Raw genomic sequence first — 20,755 nt, 5'->3', positions numbered from 1 at the left:
GGGGCGCCGTAGGCATAAACGGTCGCGTTAAGTATTTGCCGCTTGCTTGGGCTTGGACGCCCAAAACAAGCTTCCGCAAAAATAGCGACTCCCCGATAATCTATCTCTTAGTTCATTGATATGAGAGTCAACGTTATGTGAGTCTCGATAAGCTCGTGGAATTGTCCGATACTTTTGAATCGCATTTTCGTAGAAAGAGGCAGCAGCTATATGGCTTGGAGATGAGTCAGATGATTGTCTCGCAATTGCTTCTTTCGCCCATGTTTCAGCGCAATTGACGGTCATTTCGGCTGATTTTTCTTTGTTGTCTACACGCTTATACCAGTCACTAGCAGCCTCGTAGTGATCTCGTGCAACAAGGAGATTGCCTTTGTCGCTATGTTCGTTAGCTAAGTTTTCCAGATGCTCACAAATATGGGTGGCAACCGTTTTTGCCAGTCTGTGCTTTTGCAGCAGATCAGCGATCCATAATACCAAGTTCCCATCAGTGGCTGCTGTACCAAGCAATGCGGCTTGCAGACTCTCTTCTATCTGGTGCAAGCGGTCACCAGCCCCGGCTTTTAGCATAAGGCATAGCTGAATGGACCTATCCCAGCACACACGTCCATCTCTAATCCAGCTTTCGGTATCTATTGGTACTTGGCGATAGGCATCAATTGCTGATATTGCCGCTTGCGGATCCTTCGGTTTCTTTGCGAGCCAAACTAAATCTGAAATCCGTGCGCAAAGTTTTGGCTCATCAATATCCGCATAGATCGAGGAAAGTAGATCAATTTCTTCTGGGTTTAGGTCTTCTGGCAGTGCTGATCGCTTCCCATCCAAAATCGTGAAGGGAGCAAATGGTTCGTTGAGACTAGAGGGTCTAAGCGCCATTGAGCAGGCGTCAGCCAACAGCCAAAGAATGCGGCCTTCAGATAATCTCTCTACTTCGATAGATTCTTGAGCTGCACTAGAGAATGCTTGCCACATTGATGAGTAGTCTTCCTTCTTTACGCTTTCGAGGATGTCCTGCCACCCAGACTGTTCGAAAGCTTCCTTACTAACGGGAGTTGATTCTGGATAGCGCGTCATTTTGTTCTCCGAGTTATTTGCGGTCGGTATTAATGCTTGTGTATGCGGAGGTGGTCCGTCAGTTGCGTTTGAAGTGACTTTGCTCTGTATTAAAACGTCCAGTTTGTTGGGTAGTTTGGCAATAAGTTGTATGCCGATACCTGTTAGCACGGATGCTATTAAGAACCACAGAGATTGCCTGGTGAACATTTCCCAAAACAGCGGATCTTTTAACGTATTGCTCGGTATTGTTAGTGCTACGCCCTCTGCTGCTGCATCAGCTTCGAGTATCTGTCTTAGCTCTGTGGCAGAAATGTAACTCTGTAAAAGGGCAAGTACGCAACTTACAACGAGTGCGATAATGACAAGCCTGCCTGATTCGCTCATGTATTATCCGCAAAAAGCTCGATTGTATGTGGTGCTTATATGTTGCGCTTGAGTGTGCAAATGGGTTGTGCGGTCTCGATTGTTGATGGTTAGCGAGACGCGCTTTATGCATGCTAGACCGAGAATAGTGACGTGGTTTGGCAGTTTCGGCATATCCATTGCTCTCCTGTGGTGTTCGTCCTTGCTTGATGTGATTCTCTTTTAATTTATCTGGTTTTTGGGCGCAAGGGTGGAGTCTTTATTAATCCTGCTTGAGATGGCCTAGTCACGGCGTAGCTTGTCGGAGACAGCGATGGGGGTCGGGTAGCGTTGTACGACGTAGTAGGAGGAGGCGATGAAGGTTAGGAGGGTGGTTGCCTGGATTAGGTAGGAGGCTTCGTGGCCGATGACGCCGAGGTTCAGGGCGAGCAGGGCGATTAGGAGGGAGAATTCGCTGACCTGTCCCATGCGTACGCCGATCTCCAGGGCGCGTTCCGGCTTGTCGACGGAGTCTTTGAGCAGCCACTTGAAGATGAGCGGTTTGAAGAGCATCGAGAGGGTGGCGAGTACCAGTGCCGGGATCAGGACCTGTTCGAGGATCGGTAGCTGGAAGCCGGCGCCGAGCGAGAAGAAGAAGATGATGAGGAAGAAGTCGCGCAGCGGTTTGAGGCTCTCGGCGATGTAGAGGGCGATCGGGCTGGTGGCGAGGGTGACGCCGGCGATGAAGGCGCCGATCTCCTGTGAGAGGCCGAGCAGGGCGGCGAGTTCGGCGATGCCGAGGCACCAGCCGATGGCGGTTAGGAAGATGTACTCCTGGATCTTGTCGAAGCGGCGGATCAGTTTGATCAGTATGTAGCGTGTGAAGAGGTAGGCGAAGAGGACCAGTATCGGGAGTGCGAGCAGTAGCATTGCTAGCTCGCTGGCAGGGATGTCGCCCTTGCCGTGGACCTCCAGCGCCAGCAGGATGCCGATCGCCAGCAGGTCCTGCAGCAGCAGTACGCTGATGATGATCTCGCCCATGCGCTGGTGGTGGAGGGCGGTGGTCGGTAGCAGTTTGAGAGAGAGGATGGTGCTGGAGAAGATCAGTGCGGCGCCTATCAGTAGCTGCTCGGCGAAGGTGTAGCCGAACAGCGCGGCGATGCCCATGCCGACGAGGGCGAAGATGGTAGAGCTGATCAGGGTGATGCGCGTCGCCTCGCCGAGCAGGCCGACCAGTTTCTTCGGTGGCAGGTTGAGTCCTAGCAGAAAGAGCAGGAACATGATGCCGATGTGCGAGATCTCCTGGATCAGGTCGGGGTCGGTGACCAGACCGAGCGCCCAGGGGCCGAAGAGTATGCCGAGCAGGATGTAGGCGACCAGCAGTGCCTGGCGCGCATAGAGTGCCACGGTTGCCAGAACGGCGGCACCGCTGAAGATGAGAAAGATGGTGAAGACGATCGGGTCTTCAGTCACGCTCGTGCTCCATTTAATCCATTTAGTCCGTTAGCGTCGATCGACCGGTGGTCGTTCGGTAACGATAACACTCCAGTGGTGGGGTTTGCCGTCGCGAATTCCTTCCAGCTCGACGCTGTTGCCGGGTTCGATCTCAGAGACCCGTTCCATGATGGTGCGGGAATCGACCACCGCTTCGCCACCGATGCGGGTGATGATGTCACCCGGGTTGATGTCACCCTTGTCGGCAGGGCCGCCGGTCATGACACCTGCGATCAGTACGCCAGTGTGCTCCTTGAGGTTAAAACTTTCAGCCAGTGCCGGGGTGATGTCCTGCGCCTCGATACCAAACCAGCCGCGGATCACGTGGCCATGTTTGATGATCTGTTTCATGACGCCGTTGGTAATGCTCATCGGGATGGCAAAGCCGATGCCCTGTGAACCGCCCGATTTACTGAAGATGGCGGTGTTGATACCGACCAGTTCGCCATGGGCGTTTACCAGTGCGCCGCCGGAGTTGCCGGGATTGATCGCAGCATCGGTCTGGATGAAGTTCTCGTAGGTGTTGATGCCAAGGCGGCTACGACCGGTGGCGCTGACGATGCCCATGGTAACGGTCTGGCCGACACCGAAGGGGTTGCCGATGGCCAGTACCACGTCACCGACCTCCAGTACGCGGTCGCTGCTAATGGTGATATTGGGCAGTCCTTCGAGTTGAACGTGCAGTACCGCAAGGTCGGTGTCGGGGTCTGCTCCGACCAGGGTGGCGGCGGCCGTGCGACCATCATGAAGCTGCACACGAATCTGATCGGCGTTGGCAACCACGTGGTGGTTGGTGAGGATGTGGCCCTGGGCACTGATGATCACGCCAGAGCCGAGGCTGGTCTGCAGTTTCTTTTTCGGAATGCCGAGGTTCTCACCAAAGAAGCGGCGGAAGAGTGGGTCTTTGAACAGTGGGTGGACCTGCTCGGTAACGACCTTGGCGGTGTTGATGTTGACCACGGCGGGCGCGGCGGCCTTGGCAGCCGTTGCGTAAGAGACCGGGCCATTGCCCAGTCCACCCATTGTTGGTGCGGCAACGGTATGCGCCGGTTGTGCTCCGCCACTCTCCTTGATCTCCACCACCTGCTGCGGGTTGTTAAGCAGGTCGGGGCGCAGGAAGACGACGACAAAGGCGGCGGCCAGTCCGATGGTGGTGAGGAGAAAGAGGTTGTTGATCAGTTTGCGTAATGAGTCCATTGGGCTAACCTAGCAGGCCTTATTTAATATTGTGATGAATTGCCATCTATAATGTGGGGGAATATGGTCGAACTTCAAGAGCTGGTCCACTCTACCGATGCACTGCTTAATGTCGGCGCGTTTCAGGATTATTGCCCGAACGGTCTTCAGGTGGAAGGGCGAAGCGAAATACGCAGGCTGGTCAGCGGTGTCACCGCCTGTGCCGAGCTGCTCGATCGTGCCGTGGCGCTGAATGCCGATGCGGTGCTGGTTCATCACGGCTACTTCTGGAAGGGTGAGGGGGCTGCCATCACCGGGATCAAACGTGGACGTATCAAGCGTCTGCTCGATGCCGATATAAGCCTGCTTGCCTACCATCTTCCGCTCGATGCCCATTCGGAGTTGGGTAATAACGTGCAATTGGCAAGGCAGTTAGGTCTCGATGTTCAGGGCAGCTTTGGTGGTGGCGGTGGACCAGATCTGGCGTTGATGGGGGGTGTTGAGCAACCTCTTAGTGCCGAGGCACTGGCCGTTCAAATTAAAGAGCGGTTAGGCCGCGCCCCGTTGCATGTCGGTAATGGCCCGGCGCTGATTCGCTCAATCGGCTGGTGTAGTGGTGCGGCACAATCCTATATCGAACAGGCGGCGGAGCTGGGGCTCGATGCGTTTATCAGTGGCGAGATATCAGAGTCGACGGTCCATTTTGCCCGTGAAGCAGGTATTCACTACTTCTCAGCCGGACATCACGCGACCGAAAAATATGGTGTTCAGGCGCTGGGTGAGCGTTTGGCGCAGACATATGCGATAGAACACACCTTTATCGATATCGCTAACCCCGTGTAACTCAATAATATTCCAGTCAAATCTAGATTCATTCTTGACCTTTTAGTCAAGTTGTTGGATGCTATCGGGCTTTGTAAAGCCATAGTGACAATCAGAATATTCTGATGTTCTTACTGGTTTTTTGGGGGCGCGCTCCAGCTATTACGCCCCGTCACAGTTTTTATTTTGCATTCTGGGAGAGCACGAATGAGTACAGATGGCGTAGATACAAGCAGGCGCCGCTTCCTGACCGCAGCTGCCACAGTGGTGGGTGGTGTAGGTGCTGCGGCAGCGGTAGTCCCCTTCCTCGCGTCGATGAATCCGAGTGAGCGCGCGAAGGCAGCGGGTGCACCGGTTGAGGCCGATATCAGCAAACTTGAGCCGGGTCAGCGCATTACCGTTGAGTGGCGTGGCAAGCCGGTCTGGATTGTTCGTCGTACCGAGCAGAACCTGAGTGATCTGGCCTCGATCGAGAGCGTGCTACTCGATCCCAGCTCCAACAATACTGCGCAGCAGCCCGATTGGGCGAAGAATGAGGTGCGCTCAAGCAAGCCGGAGTATCTGGTTGTTGTTGGAATCTGTACCCACCTCGGCTGCTCACCAACCTTCCGTCCCGAGATAGGCCCGGCACCTTTTGATCCCGATTGGAAGGGTGGTTTCTTCTGTCCCTGCCATGGTTCCAAGTTCGATCTCGCTGGCCGAGTCTTCGCTGGCGTGCCTGCACCGAAGAATCTCGAAATTCCGCCCTACACCTATCTTAGCGATAGCAAGATCATGATCGGTGTTGATCAAGGAGCAGCCTAATGAATATGCTGACTAATCTTCTGGGGTGGGTCGATGCCCGCTTCCCGCTGACCAAGATGTGGAGAGAACACCTCTCTGAATACTATGCGCCGAAGAACTTCAACTTCTGGTACTTCTTTGGTTCGCTGGCGCTGCTGGTGCTGGTTATCCAGATCGTCTCCGGCATCTTCCTGACCATGAACTACAAGCCCGACGGCGAGCTCGCCTTCGGTTCAGTCGAGTACATCATGCGTGATGTCGACTGGGGCTGGCTGATCCGTTACATCCACTCCACCGGTGCATCGGCCTTCTTCGCGGTGGTCTATCTGCATATGTTCCGTGGTCTGATGTACGGCTCCTACAAAAAGCCGCGTGAGCTGATCTGGATCTTCGGTTGCCTGATCTATCTGGCGCTGATGGCTGAGGCGTTCTTCGGTTACCTGTTGCCCTGGGGACAGATGTCCTACTGGGGTGCGCAGGTTATCGTTAACCTCTTCGCCGCCGTACCATTCGGTCTTGGTGAACCACTCTCGCTCTGGATTCGTGGTGACTTCGTCGTCTCCGATGCGACCCTGAACCGCTTCTTCGCCTTCCACGTCATCGCCGTACCGCTGGTACTGGTAGGTCTGGTTGTGGCGCACATCCTGGCGCTGCATGAGGTCGGTTCCAACAACCCTGACGGTGTAGAGATCAAGAAGCACAAGGATGCGAACGGTATTCCGCTCGATGGCATCCCCTTCCACCCCTACTACTCGGTCAAGGATATTGTCGGTGTGGTTGTCTTCCTGATGGTCTTTGCAGCGATTGTCTTCTTCGCTCCGGAGATGGGTGGCTACTTCATTGAGCATCCGAACTTTGAGCCAGCCAATCCGCTGAAGACCCCGGAGCATATTGCACCGGTCTGGTACTTCACCCCCTTCTACGCCATGTTGCGTGCGGTACCGTCAATTGCCGGCTCTGCGTTCCCGGGTGTGGCGGTGATGGGGGCGGCGGTTGTGATTCTCTTCTTCCTGCCGTGGCTCGATCGTAGCCCAGTGAAGTCGATTCGCTACCGTGGTCTCTGTTTCAAGGTGCTGCTGTTTGTGTTTGTTGCAGACTTTGTAATGCTCGGATTCCTCGGCATGGAGCCGACTACCGATCTCTACAAACTGCTGGCGCAGATCGGCACTGCTTACTATTTCTTCTTCTTTATCATGCTGGCGATTATTCCAATGTTTGAAAAGACCAAGCCAGTACCAGAGAGGGTGACAAAATGAGAAAGTTTATCGTAGCAATGTTGTTTGCCGTGCTGCCTGGCGTGGCGCTTGCCGCCGGTGGTGGTGTGCATCTCGACAAGGCGAATATCGACCCTAGCGATAACGCCTCACTGCAGAATGGCGCCAAGCTGTTCGTTAACTACTGCCTGAGCTGCCACTCGGCCAAGTACCAGCGTTACAACCGTATGGGTAGCGATCTGGGTCTGAGCGATGAGCAGGTGAAGGGTAGTCTGATGTTCGCCTCTGAGAAGGTGGGCGATACGATGACCATCGCAATGTCCGATGCGGATGCCGAGAAGTGGTTCGGTGCACCGCCACCGGATCTCTCGGTTATCTCGCGTGCCCGCGGTGTTGATTGGCTCTACACCTATCTGCGTACCTTCCATGAAGATGCCAACCGTCCCTTCGGTGTGAATAATACGGTGTTCAAGGATGTCGGTATGCCACACGTACTTGCCGAGCTGCAGGATAATATGGGTCCGGCCGAGTATGATGGTCAGGTCCGCGATCTGGTAAACTACCTCGCCTATATGGGTGATCCGGTGAAGCTGGAGCGTGAGCGTCTCGGGATCTGGGTGCTGCTGTTCCTGGCAGTTCTCTTTGTCGTGACCTATGCGCTGAAGAAAGAGTACTGGAAAGACATACATTAATAGCAGTTGCCGCGTGCGCCCCGGTGGTCTCTGGCCACCGGGGCGTCGTTGTTCCATAACAAGAGAGAAGTGGGAGAGTATTGATGGCAGTAATGGCGAATAGACGTTCGGTAATGACGCTGTTTTCGGATCCGACCTGTGCCTACAGCCACCAGACACGAATGGTGCTGATGGAGAAGGGTATTACGGTCGATATCATCAGCATCGATCCGGACAACAAGCCCGAAGATCTGCTCGATCTCAACCCCTACAACACGGTTCCTACTCTGGTCGATCGTGATCTGATGCTCTACAACGCGCATATCATCATGGAGTACCTTGATGAGCGTTTCCCCCACCCGCCGCTGATGCCGGTTGATCCGGTCTCACGTGCCCGTGCTCGTCTGGCGCTCTATCGCATCGATGAGGACTGGTTCAGGCTGCTCGATGAGATTGAGAGTAAGACCGAGAAGCAGTCGGCCAAGGAGCGTAAGGCACTGCGTGAAAGCCTCATCTCCAGTGCTGAGCTATTTGCGGCCAAGCCGTTTTTCCTCAGCGATGAGTTCTCTCTAATGGATTGCGCCATCGCACCGCTGTTGTGGCGCCTGCCACACCTCGGTATCGAGCTGCCTGCGCAGGCCAAGGCGGTAATTGACTATGCGGATCGTATCTTTGCTCGCGAATCGTTCCAGGAGAGCCTGACCGAGGGTGAGCGGGAGATGCGTGAGTAGTAGCGTTTTCGCTGCGCTCTATTCCGTCTATGACATCAAGTCGCCCCTATCTGATTCGTGCACTCTACGAGTGGATCAGCGATAACGACTGCACCCCTTATCTTCTGGTCAACTCAGAGTTTGACGAGGTAGTGGTGCCGACCGAGTATATTGAGGACGGTAAGATCGTGCTCAATATCTCAATGGGTGCGGTATCCGGGCTTGAGCTCGGCGATGAGGTGATCAGTTTCAGTGCACGTTTTAGTGGTAAATCGAACGATATCTTTGTGCCGATCGGTTCGGTGCTGGCGCTCTACGCCCGTGAGAACGGGCAGGGCATGATGTTTGCGGAAGAGGAGGATGGAACTGAGCCTCCCGATGACGATAGTCCCACCGATACCCCCCCAACTCGCCCCTCTCTAAGGGTGGTTAAATAGTTAATTCTGTAGCGAAAGCTACCGCTGTTCGCTTTCTATATGGTTTCTTGCAATGGCTATACTTGGCCATAATTCGGTGAGGAGCTTACTCGATGATTGAAGTCGTTCAGGGCGACATTACCCAACTTAGGGTCGATGTGATTGTGAACGCCGCCAATAGTGGCTTGTTGGGCGGTGGTGGTGTGGATGGAGCAATTCACCGTGCCGCAGGCCCGCAGCTGCTTGAAGTGTGTCGCCTACTGGGTGGCTGTGCGACGGGTGAGGCGAAGCTTACCCCCGGCTTCGATCTGCCGGCGCGTTATGTGATCCACACGGTTGGACCGGTTTGGCGCGGAGGCGGTGCGGGTGAGCAGGCGTTGTTGGCCTCCTGCTATCAAAACTCATTCAAGCTAGCGCTTAGGCAGGGATTAACAACGATCGCCTTTCCATCCATCAGTACGGGTGTCTACGGTTATCCGAAGCAGGCGGCCGCTGAGGTGGCCGTTGCGGTGATGCGTGATTTCACGACGCAGTTCGAGTCGATTATTGCCTGCTGTTTCAGTGTTGACGATGCTGAGCGTTACCGCAGGCTACTCGCCGCTGTCTGAAGCACCCGATGAGTCGGAGAGTGGTGGGATCGTCTTGCCTGGGTTGAGGATGTTATTTGGATCGAACGTCTGTTTGATCTGATGCATGAGTGCCAGGCTGTTGGTATCCACTTCTCGGTCGATAAAGTCACGCTTCTCCAGACCGACGCCGTGTTCACCGGATAGTGTGCCATCGAGTGAGAGCACCAGATCGAATAGCTCACTCAGACACTGTTCGGCCCGAGCTACCTGTTCTGGGTCGTCGGGATTGATGAGTAGATTGACATGGATGTTGCCGTTGCCAGCATGACCGAAGTTGATAATGGTGATCTGGTGACGTTCAGCCAGTGTCTCGATACCGGTGATCAGGGCCGGTAATTGTGAAACCGGCACCACTACATCCTCGTTGATCTTCTTTGGCGCCACCTTGCGCAGTGCTGGAGAAAGCGCCTTGCGCGTGGCCCAGAGTGCGGCGACTTCATTGCTGTCGCGTGCGGCATGGATCTCTACTACTCCTTCGACGCTGGCGGCTTCGATGATGGCCTCTACAGCATGCTGCAGGTAGCTCTCACTACCATCGACCTCGATCATCAACAGCGCACCCGCGTGGTCGGGTAGTTCGGCATTGGAGTAACTGCGAATCATCTCGATCGCGGCGCCGTCAATGAACTCGAGTGCACAGGGGGTGGTGGGCTGAGCCATGATGCGCGCTACGGCACGTGCGGCACACTCTACGTCGCGATAGATGGCGCGCAGGGTGCGTTTCGATTCGGCCAGCGGTGTTAGCTTGAGCGTCGCCTCGGTAATCACCGCCAGGGTACCTTCGGAGCCAATCAGCAGGCGGGTCAGATCGTAGCCGACCACCCCTTTGCTGGTGGAGACGCCAGTCTTAATCGACTTGCCGCTAGCAGTGATGGCGCGCAGTCCCAGGGTGTTATCGCGGGGAGTCCCGTATTTGACCGCGCGGGGTCCGGCAGAGTTGTAAGCGAGGTTGCCGCCAACGGTACAGAAGGCGGAGCTGGTCGGATCGGGTGGCCAGAAGAAGCCGTGTACCGCTGCAGCCTCCTGTACCGCCTGGTTGGTAACGCCGGGTTGAACCACCATCAATCGATTGTCGGGGTCGACCTTGATGATCTGTTCCATGCGCTCGAGCGATATCACCACGCCACCATCGATAGCGGTTGCGGCACCCGTGGTACCGCTGCCACGACCACGAGCAACCAGCGAGATCTGAAATTGGTTGCATGCCGATATGACGGAGCTGACCTGCTCTTCGCTGGTAGCAAAGATAACCGCTGCGGGGAGCTGATGGCGACGGCTATTATCGTAGCCGTAGGGCCAGCAGTCGGCCGCCTTGGTGACGACGTTTTGCTGACCGACTGCAGCTTTAATCGCGCTTAGAAACTTCTCTGGAAGTGCTGTGCCGCTGTGGGTCAATCGAGGTACTCAAAGAGTTTGACCACGCGCTGTACGCCACCGGTGCGACGTGCCACTTCGGTGCCTGCATCGGCTTCTCGACGTGAAACGAGGCCCATCAGAAAGACTGTGCCATTCTCAGTGACGACCTTAACGCGGGTTGGATCGAAGCCGTCGATATGTTTGACCTGCAGCATGCCCGCCTTAACGCGTGTGGTGATGAGGGCATCGCTGCTGCGGGTCATCAGGGAGCTAGGGGCGGCAATTGCCACCTCGTTGTGGACACGGCGGACCTTGGGGATCTTGCGTGCTAGCTGGTCGAGGCGGCCGCGCATCGATTCGTTGGGGGTCTCACCCGTTATCAGCAGCATCATGTTGTAGCTGGTGAAGTTGACGTGACTCTGGCTGGAGAGTGATTTGTCGGCGAGCAGGGCGCGTAGCGCCTTGAGTTCGATCGACTGATCCTCAACGACGGTGCCAGTGGTGCGACGATCGTGGACGACGGCAACACCGGTGGCGGCGCCACCAACAACCATTTCGGCGCAGCCGCCGAGCAGGGTGGCGCTACCAATCAGTAGTAGCGAAGCGAATCTCTTCAGGTGCATCTATTACTCCTCGTTGCCCAGCAGTTGGCGGTCAATCAGGTCGCACAGACAGTGGATGATCAAGATGTGGACCTCCTGGATGCGGGCGGTTCGTTGTGCGACGACACGCAGTTCGACATCCTCTTCGGCGAGAAGTGCCGGCAGTGTGCCGCCGTCATGTCCGGTCAGCGCGATGACAATCATCTCGCGGTTGTGCGCGGCCTCAATGGCGGCCAGCACGTTGGCTGAGTGGCCGCTGGTGGAGATCGCCAGCAGGATGTCACCCGCCTGGCCCAGCGCACGCAGTGGTTTAGCGAAGATCTCGTTGTAGTCGTAGTCGTTGCCAATCGAGGTGAGCGTGGAGCTGTCGGTACTGAGGCTCAGAGCTGGCAGTCCGGGGCGCTCGCGCTCAAAGCGGTTGAGCATCTCTGAGGCGAAGTGCTGTGCGTCGGCAGCCGAGCCGCCATTGCCGCAGCAGAGGATCTTGTGGCCCGAGAGCAGCGCCTGGGTGATCACCCCAGCGGCGTGAGCAATATTCGGCGCGATCATCTCCATGGTGCGCTGTTTCGCCTCGATGCTCTCGCTGAAGTGTTGTTCGATTTGGCTGATCTGATCCATTATTCGCTTCGCTGTTGATGGCCTTGCTAACCGCCCATTATGCCTGGAATGCGTCTTGAATCCAGTTGATCTCGAAGCCGTTCTGATGGGGTGAGAGTGAGACTACATCGAAGCGACTGGCGCCATGGTGTGGTTGCTGCTGCAGGTAGTGGCTGGCGGTGGCGATTAGCTTCTGCTGTTTGGCTCTGGTGACGCTCTCGGCGCCGCTGCCAAAGTGTGGATTGCTTCGGTAGCGAACCTCGACAAACACCAGTTGTTTGCGATCGAGCATGATCAGGTCGATCTCCCCCCGTCGGCAGTGGTAGTTGCGAGCGATGCACTTTAAACCAGCCTGCTCGAGATGTTTGCAGGCGGCCTGTTCGGCCTCAATGCCTCTTTTTTTTCGTGCGTCCATGCCCGGTTTTAACTACTGCTCGTCGGCTTGCGCGCCGCTCGGTGTCTTCACCCCAGCGGCGGCCTGTACCAGGGGTCGCGGTTCGCCCCGCACAAAGCTGGCCCAGCGCAGGATGCGGCGGATGTTGTGCTGCTCATCGAGATAGAGGGTGCCGCTCTCACCCTCAACGCGGGTACCGGGGCGGTTCGCCAGTACATTGAGTGCCGGGGCGAGGTTGTAGGCGTCGATGCCGAGTGCGTAGAGACGTGCCGAGCGTTTCATCTGCTTCGGCCACAGTGTCTGCAGCTGCTGGCGTAGAGGGTTGTGCTGTTGTGATTTGCCCAGCGTCCACGGCATGTCGCAGAAGAGGATGCCGTCCATGTCACGATCCTTCGCCTTGTCGGGGTGGCCGGTATAGACGTGCGAGGTGGCGTAGATCGGTATCTTGCCGAGGTAGTGGAACTTGAGCTGAGGGCGGATCAGGCGCGCCTGACGTGGGAAGGCGAGCATGAAGATGATGTCGGCATCCTGACGACGACGTGGCTCAAACTTCACCTTGCCGCCGATGATGCGGGTGAGTGCGCGCTTGCGCGACTGGCTGGCATCGGTATCGAGCAGGGCGCGGATCGGTGCCGAGAAGTCGCTGCCGCTGGAGGTGTAGCGTTGAACCTCTAACATCTCACCGCCGAACTGCTCCCAGCGGTTCTGCAGGGTCTGTAGCAGGCGATCACCCCAGGCGCCGTTTGGTACCAGGGCGATGGCACTGGAATAGCCGTCCATCAGTGCCTGATCGGCGATCTGTACGATCTCATCCTCGGGTGAGAGGCCAAACTGGTAGAGGTTGCGTGGGGTATCGCTTAGCGCATGGTTGAGGGCCAGAACCGGTACCTGCAGTGAGCCGATCGAGGCGATGTCGGTGACCGCCTGTTTGCGCAGAGGGCCAATCACCAGCTGGGCACCGTCGCGTAGGGCGGCATTGTAGGCCTGTTCGGCACCGCCGATGGTGTCGTAGATGCGTACCTCGCCGTTACGCCCCTCATCCTTGCCTGCGTAGTGCGCGGCGAGAAAACCGTCTCGAATGGCATGGCCCGCAGCGGCGTGTTTGCCGCTCAGTGGCAGTAGCAGGGCCAGCGGTCCATCGAGGCGTGATACCTCGCGGGCCTGGGCGAGCATGTCGGGGATGCGCTGCTGCATGCCGGGATGTGTGGGGTAGCGCGCCTGCCAGTTGGCGAGTGCCGACTCCATCTGGCTGGCCTGAAAACGGTAGGCGCGACTGATGGCGAGCAGCTCCATCCAGCCGTTGAGCATCGAGGGGAGTTCATCGGCGGCAGCGGAGAGCGCCTCGTCACTCAGTAGTGAGAGGGTGAGCCAGATGATCTGATGGTTGTCGTTAACATCGAGCGGGTCGAGTAGAAGTGGCTCCAGGGCAACACGCTCGGCGGCACTCTGCTGCCAGCGACTGGAGAGGTAGAAGGCCTGCCCACGCAGGCTGTGGAGCTGCGGTCGCAGTTCGTCGGCGATGGGGTAATCTTCGGGGGGCTGCAACCAACGAAGCGCGCTGCGCGCATCCATTTCGAAAATGGCGATCTCGCCCTGCAGCAGTGACTTACGCAGCTGTAGAGAGTAATCGACGCTACTGGTATCGATAATGCTGAGCAGAGTCTTGGCATCGTCGTGGTTGTTGGCGCGCAGCAGCAGTTCGGCGGCGTTGAGTTGGTACTCCTGACGGAGCGGTGTCGGTGAGCGGGCCGAGAGCACCAGCCACTGCTGAGCGCCGTCGAGTGTCTTGCTGCGATCCTCAACCTGAACGGGCGTGCGTGACGGTGAGTCGCCATAACCGAGGTATCTACTCGTCGTGCTGCAGCCGATCAGTAGAGCGGTGAGCGTCAGGATTCCCAGTCGGGTTAGGTGGTGCCGTTTCACTTGCAAGTTATTCACTATCCGTTGCACGATGGCGCGCGTTGAGGGTTGAGCCGGTGGAGCATGCTGCTCGTCGGATGCCCAGTATCTTGGGAGGCGTGGAAGGTGTCAATTGAGTATGGTCGACTCTATATAGTAGCGACACCGATCGGCAATCTCGGTGATATGACACCGCGTGCCGTCGAGGTGCTGAAAACGGTCGATCGAATCGCTGCCGAGGATACCCGTCATAGCGGCGGTCTGCTGAAGCATTTTGCGATAACCACGCCGATGTTTGCCCTGCATGAGCACAATGAGCGTCAGCGCTGTGGTGTGCTGATCGATATGCTGCTGGGGGGTGAGTCGGTGGCGTTGATCTCCGATGCCGGTACCCCGCTGATCAGTGATCCCGGTTACCATCTGGTGCGTGAGGCGCATCGGCAGGGTATCAGCGTTGTGCCGGTTGCCGGTGTGAGTGCGCTGATTACCGCGCTCTCGGCCAGTGGGCTGGCGACTGACCGTTTCTGCTTTGAGGGCTTTCTGCCCGCTAAATCGGCCGCGCGCCGCGCCCGTCTTGAGCTGCTCGGCGATGAGTCGCGCACCATTACCTTCTATGAATCTCCGCATCGAATCCTCGACTCACTCGCCGACATGGTGGCGGTATTGGGCGCAGAGCGGCCTGCGGTGGTGGCGCGTGAACTGACCAAACGTTTTGAAACCATTAAGCACGCCACGCTCGGCGAGCTGCTGGCCTGGGCTGAGGCCGATAGTGATCAACAGCGTGGTGAGTTTGTGGTTGCGATTGAGGGTGCAATCAAAAAAGAGTCGCAGGGGCTTGATGACGAGGTGCTGCGAATCGCGCAGCTGCTGCGCGACGAGCTGCCGCTGAAGCAGGCGGCGGCATTGGCGGCGAAGATCAGTGGTGAAAAGAAAAATGCGATCTACCAGCACCTGCTGCAGGCTGAGCGCGATGGATAGATCTGCATTGAACAATTTTTTTCAGGCTGTATGGTATGCGGCGGGAGTTGGCCGGACAGTCGCGGCCCCTTAGGGGGCGGAGGAAAGTCCGGGCTCCATAGGGCAGGGTGCCAGGTAACACCTGGGCGGCGCGAGTCGACGGAAAGTGCAGCAGAAAAGATACCGCCGATGACTCCTTCGGGAGTACAGGTAAGGTTGAAATGGTGCGGTAAGAGCGCACCGCGTCGGTGGCAACACTCGGCGGCAAGGTAAACCCCACCCGGAGCAAGACCAAATAGGGGAGCTGAGGCGTGGCCCACGCTGCTCCCGGGTAGGTCGCTTCAGGTGCGTGGCGACACGCATCGCAGATGAATGACTGTTCACGACAGAACCCGGCTTACAGGCCGACTCCCAACCCAATTTTGCGCAAACCCCCTCCGCTCGTGAGGGGGCTCGGCAATTTTCCCCACCTCGGAGTCAAAAAATATTATTCCTATTTTTACTTTTCAGAGGGGTTCTTAACACCTTTTTGCAAGCCTATGATTTTACTCTCTTAGTCGTTCGCGAGATTTTGCCAATATTTTCTACAAAACATCGCTAAGTCACTGTCATACAAGTAAGTATCCCGTTTTTACCGGTCCATTTTGTTGCAAAGGCAAAATCTTTGTTGCAAAGGCAAAATCTGACTCCTATAGTGGTACAAAGTGGGTTCCAGTGGAAAATAATGGAAAAATAAGACCCACAGTGGGGGAAGCGTGTTTCGCGGAGTTAACAATCTCAATCTCGATGCAAAAGGTCGTATGGCGGTGCCTACCCGCTATCGCGAACGCATTCGTGATCTCTCCGCAGGTCAAATGGTGGTCACCATCGATACCGATGAGCGCTGCCTGCTGCTCTACCCGTTGCCGGTCTGGGAAGAGATCGAACGCAAACTCGACGCGCTGCCAAGCTTTAACCGCCAGGCGCGCCGTGTTCAGCGCCTGCTGATCGGGCATGCCACCGAGTGTGAGATGGATGGTCAGGGGCGTCTGCTGCTGCCGCCGCCGCTGCGTGAGTTTGCCGTAATGGATAAGAAGGTCGTGCTGATCGGTCAGGGCAAGAAGTTCGAGCTCTGGGATGAGCAGAGCTGGAGTGAGCGCCGCAACAGCTGGCTCGATGAGGATGATGGCGACGATATGGCGTTGCCAGCCGACCTGGAATCTCTCTCGCTTTGAGTGGCGAGAGCGAGGTGGCGCACCGCTCGGTGCTATTGGCTGAATCGCTTGAGGCGCTATCGGTCAATGGTGGGGGTATCTATATAGATGGAACCTTCGGTCGCGGTGGTCACGCCGCAGCGATTTTGGAGGTGTTGGGACCCGATGGTCGCCTGCTGGCGATCGACAAGGATCCCGAAGCGGTAGCGGCGGCAGAGCAGCGCTTTGCCGGTGATAGTCGGTTTTCGATCGAGCGGGGGTCGTTTGCGATGTTGGGAGAGTTTGTTGAGTCGCGTGGTTGGAGTGGTCGAGTCGACGGCATTCTGCTCGATCTCGGTGTCTCCTCGCCGCAACTCGATGACGCGCGCCGCGGTTTCAGTTTCCTCAACGATGGTCCGCTCGATATGCGCATGGATCCCGATAGCGGTGAGAGTGCTGCCGATTGGCTGGCGCGTGCTGGTGATCGGGAGATTGCCGAGGTGCTGAAGCGCTACGGCGAGGAGCGTTTTGCCAAGCGTATCGCCAGAGCGATCGTTGAGGCGCGTGATGAGAAACCGCTGACCACGACACGTCAGCTGGCTGAGGTGGTGGCGGCAGCTCACCCGGCCTGGGAAAAACATAAACACCCGGCGACGCGCTCATTTCAGGCGATCCGGATCTATATCAATCGTGAACTCGAGGATGTTGAGGCAGTGCTGGCGCAGAGCGTCGATGCTCTGGCGCCGGGTGGGCGGCTGGCGGTGATCAGTTTCCACTCCCTCGAGGATCGGTTGGTGAAACGTTTTATCCGTGATCAGGTGCGCGGTGATCAATTGCCGCACGATCTGCCGGTCATGCATGTCGAGACCAACGCAAAGATGAAGTCCTTAGGTAAGGCGATCCGCGCCAGTCGGGATGAAGTGGATGAAAATCCACGCGCCCGCAGTGCGGTGCTGCGCGTGGCGGAGCGGTTGGCATGAGTGGGCAGCTGATGGCGATGGCCTTTCTGCTTCCTGCGCTGTTCGTCTCGGCGATTGGTGTGGTCTACGCCAAACATGAGACGCGCAAGCTCTTTATCGAGCTGCGCTCACTACAGAGTGAGCGTGATGTGATGGATACCGAGTGGGGGCAGCTGCAGTTGGAGCAGAGCACCTGGTCTACCCACGGCAGAATTGAACGTGCAGCGAGAGAGAAGCTGGGGATGAAGATCCCCGATACGAGCGAGGTTGTGATCGTTACCCCATGAGCGAGCAGCAGTCAGTAGAGATTTTTAAAGGTCGGCGCTATTTGGCGCTCGGCCTGTTTCTGCTTGGCATGGCGGCGCTGTTGGGGCGTGCCGCGCAACTGGAGCTGTTCGATCGTGAATTCCTGCAGAATCAGGCCGATGCGCGTCATCTACGCGTGGTCGAGATCCCCGCCCATCGCGGCATGATTACCGATCGTAACGGCGAGCCGCTGGCGATCAGTACCCCGGTCGATTCGGTGTGGGCCAATCCGCAGGAGCTGATGTTGGCAAGCGGCGAGCTGCCGCAGCTGGCGCGTCTGCTAGGGCTGAAGACTGAGAAGTTGCAGCGTCTGCTTGCCAAACGCGAGGGACGTGAGTTTGTCTATCTGAAGCGTCATGTACGCCCTGATCTGGCGCGCAAGGTGATGGCGCTAGATCTGCCAGGGGTCTCACTGCAGCGTGAGTTTCACCGCTACTACCCAGCCGGTGAGGTCACCGCGCATCTGGTTGGTATGACCAACATCGACGATCTCGGTCAGGAGGGGCTAGAACTCTCCTACAACGAGTCGCTGCGAGGTGAGCCGGGTGCCAAGCGGGTAGTGCGCGATGGTCGTGGTCGAATTATCGAAGAGGTGGAGCTGATCCGTGCTATGCGCCCTGGTCAGCCGCTGCAGCTCAGTATCGATCGTCGTATCCAGTATCTTGCCTACCGTGAGCTGAAGGCGGCGGTAAAACAGCACAAAGCGACCTCGGGTTCGCTGGTGTTGCTCGACGTGCGCAGTGGCGAGGTGTTGGCGATGGTCAACCAGCCTTCATACAACCCCAATCGTCGCAGCGGTCAGAAGAGCAGCGCACGGCGTAATCGCGCCGTGACCGATGTCTTTGAGCCCGGCTCGCCGATCAAGCCCTTTACCGTTGCCAGTGCGCTGGAAAATCGGTTGATCAAGCCGAGCACCGTGATCAATACATCGCCGGGTTACTACCGAATTGGACGTAAAACCGTCAGTGATTTCCGTGATTACGGCGCGCTGAGTATCGGTGATGTATTGGTTAAATCGAGCAATGTTGGTGCCAGCAAAATTGCGCAGAAGCTGGAGAGTGAGCAGCTCTGGTCGATGCTCTCAAGGGTCGGTTTTGGTGAGTCGACCGCAAGCGGTTTCCCCGGTGAGTCGGCCGGTGTGCTGAGTAACTTCCATCGCTGGCGCAAGGTTGAACACGCCACCCACTCCTACGGTTACGGCCTCTCCGTTACGCCGCTGCAGCTGGCGCATGCCTACTCAGTGCTTGCTGCCGATGGGGCGCAGTATCCGGTGACCCTGTTGAAAAACAGTGAACCAGCTGAGGGCGAGCAGGTGATTACCCCGCAGGTAGCGCGTCAGGTTCGTAACATGCTCGAGGGTGTCGTGAGCCGTAAAGGGACTGGATATAAGGCGCATGTGGTCGGTTACCGTGTCGCGGGCAAGACCGGCACGGTGCATAAAGCGGTTGCAGGTGGTTATGCCGAAGATCGTTACCACTCGGTCTTTACCGGTATGGCACCGGTTAGCGAGCCGCGGCTGGTGATGGTGGTGATGGTCAATGATCCGCGCAACGGCGACTACTACGGAGGTGCCGTTGCGGCACCGGTCTTCTCCAAGGTGATGAGTGGGGCGCTCAGGCTGCTGGGGCTGCCGCCCGATGATATGCCTGTGCGCGCCTCCGCCTCTACCGAGAAGAGGGGGCCCGCATGATGGTGGCAGAACAGATCCGTACCGGGCAGATGCTCGGTTCGCTGCTTGAAGGGATTGTGGTTGTCTCAGCGGCCGATGATGTCGAGATCAGCGCGCTGGCGCTCGACAGTCGTGCCGTCGAGTCGGGCACGCTCTTCTGCGCCTGTGCTGGCAGCCGTGAACATGGTGTTAACCACGCCGCTGCTGCCCATGCGGCCGGTGCGGTCGCGATTCTTTGGGAGCCTGCTGAAGGAATCGATGGTGAGGCGCTGAGCGCGCTACCCACGACGGTGATAGCCGTTGAAGGCCTGAGCCAGCGCCTTGGTGAGATTGCGGCACGCTTCTACGGTCACCCCAGCCACGGCATGGTGGTGACCGGTATTACCGGCACCAATGGCAAGAGTTCAACGGCTCACTACGTGGCAGCAGGGCTCGATAGCGATGCATCGCCCTGTGGTGTCATCGGCACGCTCGGTAACGGTCGTGTCGGTAGCCTCTCTGAGGCGACCCATACCACTCCCGATGCGATCTCTCTGCAGCGCCTGCTGGCTGAGATGCGCGATAGTGGCATCGATCAGGTGGCGATGGAGGTCTCCTCTCACGCGCTGGAGCAGGGGCGGGTCAACGGTGTTGAGTTTGATCTGGCGCTCTGGACCAACCTCAGTCGCGATCATCTCGACTACCACGGCGATATGTCGAACTATGCAGCCGCCAAGCGTCGCCTCTTCGCTATGCCGGGGCTGCGTGCTGCGGTGATCAATGGTGATGATGAGAACGGCTGTGAGCTGCTCACCTCTTTGACTGAACTTGAGTCGGTTAGCTACGGCTTCTCCGATGCGGCGCGTAGCGGTGATCGTTATGTGGTTGGTAGCAATCTGCAACTGAGCGGCGAGGGGATGAGCTTCGATATCGATTCGAGCTGGGGGCAGGTGCGACTGCGTACCGACCAGCTGGGTCGTTTCAACGCCAGTAACCTGCTCGGTGCGCTCGCCGCACTGTTGGTGATAGGGCTTCCCTTTGGTGAGGCGATCAGCCGTATCGGTTCGGTCCCGACCGTCACTGGACGTATGGAACGTTTCTCAGTAGCGGACTCACCGTTGGTGGTGGTTGACTACGCCCATACCCCCGATGCACTGGAGCAGGCACTGGCAGCGCTACGCGACCACTGCGACGGTCGCCTCTGGGCGGTATTTGGTTGCGGTGGTGATCGAGATCGTGGCAAACGTCTCGAGATGGGCGCCGTTGCAGAACAGTTTGCTGACTACGTGGTGGTGACTGATGACAACCCGCGTAGCGAGGATCCACTGCGCATCGTCATTGAGATCCTCAATGGTATGGATAACCCCGACAGTGTCTATATCAAGCGCGATCGTGGTGAGGCGATCGCATTCGCCCTGTTCCATGCCAAGCCGCAGGACATCGTGCTGGTGGCTGGTAAGGGGCATGAAAACTATCAGCAGATCGGTGATGAGCGTCGCCCCTTCAGTGATCGGAACGAAGTTGAGCGTCTGCTCGGGGAGCGGGGGTGAAGCCG

21 protein-coding genes and 1 other RNA gene are annotated in these 20,755 nt (G+C 57.3%); 14 read left to right on the top strand and 8 right to left on the bottom strand.

All coding sequences use genetic code 11. The features are described from left to right. Positions 1–27: 27 nt before the first annotated feature. The 3 genes from BOW52_RS02435 to BOW52_RS02425 all read right to left on the bottom strand — a co-directional run bounded on the left by BOW52_RS02435 (position 28) and on the right by BOW52_RS02425 (position 4,086). Entirely contained in the window at positions 28–1,437 is a 1,410-nt protein-coding gene (locus tag BOW52_RS02435) for a DUF7380 domain-containing protein (RefSeq protein WP_078482494.1), read from the bottom strand. 261 nt (positions 1,438–1,698) lie between these two features. Continuing rightward, positions 1,699–2,868 carry a cation:proton antiporter domain-containing protein gene (locus BOW52_RS02430; RefSeq protein WP_078482493.1) on the bottom strand — a complete coding sequence of 390 codons (1,170 nt, stop codon included), beginning with the start codon at positions 2,866–2,868 and terminating at the stop codon, positions 1,699–1,701. Positions 2,869–2,898: 30 nt separating this feature from the next. Then, positions 2,899–4,086, bottom strand: a complete 1,188-nt coding sequence (locus BOW52_RS02425; RefSeq protein ID WP_078482492.1) for a S1C family serine protease — start codon at positions 4,084–4,086, stop codon at positions 2,899–2,901. Between the two features lie 63 nt (positions 4,087–4,149). Between BOW52_RS02425 and BOW52_RS02420 the strand changes: the two genes are divergently transcribed. The 7 genes from BOW52_RS02420 (at position 4,150) to BOW52_RS02390 (ending at position 9,289) form a co-directional block, all read left to right on the top strand. Then, entirely contained in the window at positions 4,150–4,908 is a 759-nt protein-coding gene (locus tag BOW52_RS02420; RefSeq protein WP_078482491.1) for a Nif3-like dinuclear metal center hexameric protein, read from the top strand. Between the two features lie 186 nt (positions 4,909–5,094). Then, positions 5,095–5,691, top strand: a complete 597-nt coding sequence (gene petA, locus BOW52_RS02415) for a ubiquinol-cytochrome c reductase iron-sulfur subunit (RefSeq protein ID WP_078482490.1) — start codon at positions 5,095–5,097, stop codon at positions 5,689–5,691. Beyond that, a complete protein-coding gene (locus BOW52_RS02410) occupies positions 5,691–6,926 on the top strand; it encodes a cytochrome b (RefSeq protein WP_078482489.1) in 1,236 nt (411 codons plus the stop codon). The genes petA and BOW52_RS02410 overlap by 1 nt, the downstream gene beginning before the upstream one ends. Then, positions 6,923–7,576, top strand: coding sequence for a cytochrome c1 (locus tag BOW52_RS02405; RefSeq protein ID WP_078482488.1), 654 nt, complete (start codon positions 6,923–6,925; stop codon positions 7,574–7,576). The genes BOW52_RS02410 and BOW52_RS02405 overlap by 4 nt, the downstream gene beginning before the upstream one ends. 83 nt (positions 7,577–7,659) lie before the next feature. Then, positions 7,660–8,286 (top strand): stringent starvation protein SspA, encoded by a 627-nt coding sequence (gene sspA, locus BOW52_RS02400; RefSeq protein WP_078482487.1) that lies wholly within the window; start codon positions 7,660–7,662, stop codon positions 8,284–8,286. Between the two features lie 29 nt (positions 8,287–8,315). Next, the gene (locus BOW52_RS02395) at positions 8,316–8,702 is read left to right on the top strand and encodes a ClpXP protease specificity-enhancing factor (RefSeq protein WP_078482486.1); all 387 of its coding nucleotides are present in this window, start codon (positions 8,316–8,318) and stop codon (positions 8,700–8,702) included. Positions 8,703–8,794: 92 nt separating this feature from the next. After that, positions 8,795–9,289, top strand: a complete 495-nt coding sequence (locus BOW52_RS02390; RefSeq protein ID WP_078482485.1) for an O-acetyl-ADP-ribose deacetylase — start codon at positions 8,795–8,797, stop codon at positions 9,287–9,289. On the opposite strand, the gene BOW52_RS02385 is transcribed toward BOW52_RS02390, so the two are convergent. From BOW52_RS02385 to BOW52_RS02365, 5 genes are read right to left on the bottom strand one after another with little or no spacing between them, the layout of a single operon-like run. Beyond that, a complete protein-coding gene (locus BOW52_RS02385) occupies positions 9,272–10,705 on the bottom strand; it encodes an FAD-binding oxidoreductase (RefSeq protein ID WP_078482484.1) in 1,434 nt (477 codons plus the stop codon). The genes BOW52_RS02390 and BOW52_RS02385 overlap by 18 nt on opposite strands. Then, entirely contained in the window at positions 10,702–11,289 is a 588-nt protein-coding gene (locus BOW52_RS02380; RefSeq protein WP_078482483.1) for a BON domain-containing protein, read from the bottom strand. The genes BOW52_RS02385 and BOW52_RS02380 overlap by 4 nt, the downstream gene beginning before the upstream one ends. 3 nt (positions 11,290–11,292) lie before the next feature. Further along, on the bottom strand, positions 11,293–11,886 hold the full coding sequence (locus tag BOW52_RS02375; RefSeq protein WP_078482482.1) for a phosphoheptose isomerase: 594 nt from the start codon (positions 11,884–11,886) through the stop codon (positions 11,293–11,295). Between the two features lie 37 nt (positions 11,887–11,923). Next, positions 11,924–12,280, bottom strand: a complete 357-nt coding sequence (locus tag BOW52_RS02370) for a YraN family protein (protein WP_078482481.1) — start codon at positions 12,278–12,280, stop codon at positions 11,924–11,926. A gap of 12 nt (positions 12,281–12,292) precedes the next feature. Further along, positions 12,293–14,197, bottom strand: coding sequence for a penicillin-binding protein activator (locus tag BOW52_RS02365; protein ID WP_172840076.1), 1,905 nt, complete (start codon positions 14,195–14,197; stop codon positions 12,293–12,295). A 45-nt stretch (positions 14,198–14,242) separates the two neighbouring features. Between BOW52_RS02365 and rsmI the strand changes: the two genes are divergently transcribed. The 7 genes from rsmI to BOW52_RS02330 all read left to right on the top strand — a co-directional run bounded on the left by rsmI (position 14,243) and on the right by BOW52_RS02330 (position 20,750). Beyond that, positions 14,243–15,136, top strand: coding sequence for a 16S rRNA (cytidine(1402)-2'-O)-methyltransferase (rsmI, locus tag BOW52_RS02360; RefSeq protein ID WP_078482479.1), 894 nt, complete (start codon positions 14,243–14,245; stop codon positions 15,134–15,136). Between the two features lie 43 nt (positions 15,137–15,179). Continuing rightward, an RNA gene (rnpB, locus tag BOW52_RS02355) (RNase P RNA component class A) lies at positions 15,180–15,531 on the top strand. 339 nt (positions 15,532–15,870) lie between these two features. Next, positions 15,871–16,329: a division/cell wall cluster transcriptional repressor MraZ gene (gene mraZ, locus BOW52_RS02350; RefSeq protein ID WP_078482478.1), complete on the top strand. Its 459-nt coding sequence runs from the start codon at positions 15,871–15,873 to the stop codon at positions 16,327–16,329. Next, complete coding sequence (gene rsmH / locus BOW52_RS02345; RefSeq protein ID WP_078482477.1) at positions 16,326–17,267, top strand: 16S rRNA (cytosine(1402)-N(4))-methyltransferase RsmH; 942 nt, start codon at positions 16,326–16,328, stop codon at positions 17,265–17,267. Before mraZ ends, rsmH begins: the two co-directional genes overlap by 4 nt. Then, positions 17,264–17,533, top strand: coding sequence for a cell division protein FtsL (gene ftsL, locus BOW52_RS02340; RefSeq protein ID WP_078482476.1), 270 nt, complete (start codon positions 17,264–17,266; stop codon positions 17,531–17,533). The genes rsmH and ftsL overlap by 4 nt, the downstream gene beginning before the upstream one ends. Continuing rightward, positions 17,530–19,242: a peptidoglycan D,D-transpeptidase FtsI family protein gene (locus BOW52_RS02335; protein ID WP_078482475.1), complete on the top strand. Its 1,713-nt coding sequence runs from the start codon at positions 17,530–17,532 to the stop codon at positions 19,240–19,242. The genes ftsL and BOW52_RS02335 overlap by 4 nt, the downstream gene beginning before the upstream one ends. Further along, positions 19,239–20,750, top strand: a complete 1,512-nt coding sequence (locus tag BOW52_RS02330; RefSeq protein ID WP_078482474.1) for a UDP-N-acetylmuramoyl-L-alanyl-D-glutamate--2,6-diaminopimelate ligase — start codon at positions 19,239–19,241, stop codon at positions 20,748–20,750. Before BOW52_RS02335 ends, BOW52_RS02330 begins: the two co-directional genes overlap by 4 nt. Positions 20,751–20,755 lie beyond the last annotated feature (5 nt).

This window comes from Solemya pervernicosa gill symbiont (assembly GCF_002020875.1).
Taxonomy (GTDB): domain Bacteria; phylum Pseudomonadota; class Gammaproteobacteria.
This window is presented reverse-complemented; position numbering and strand designations above follow the sequence as displayed.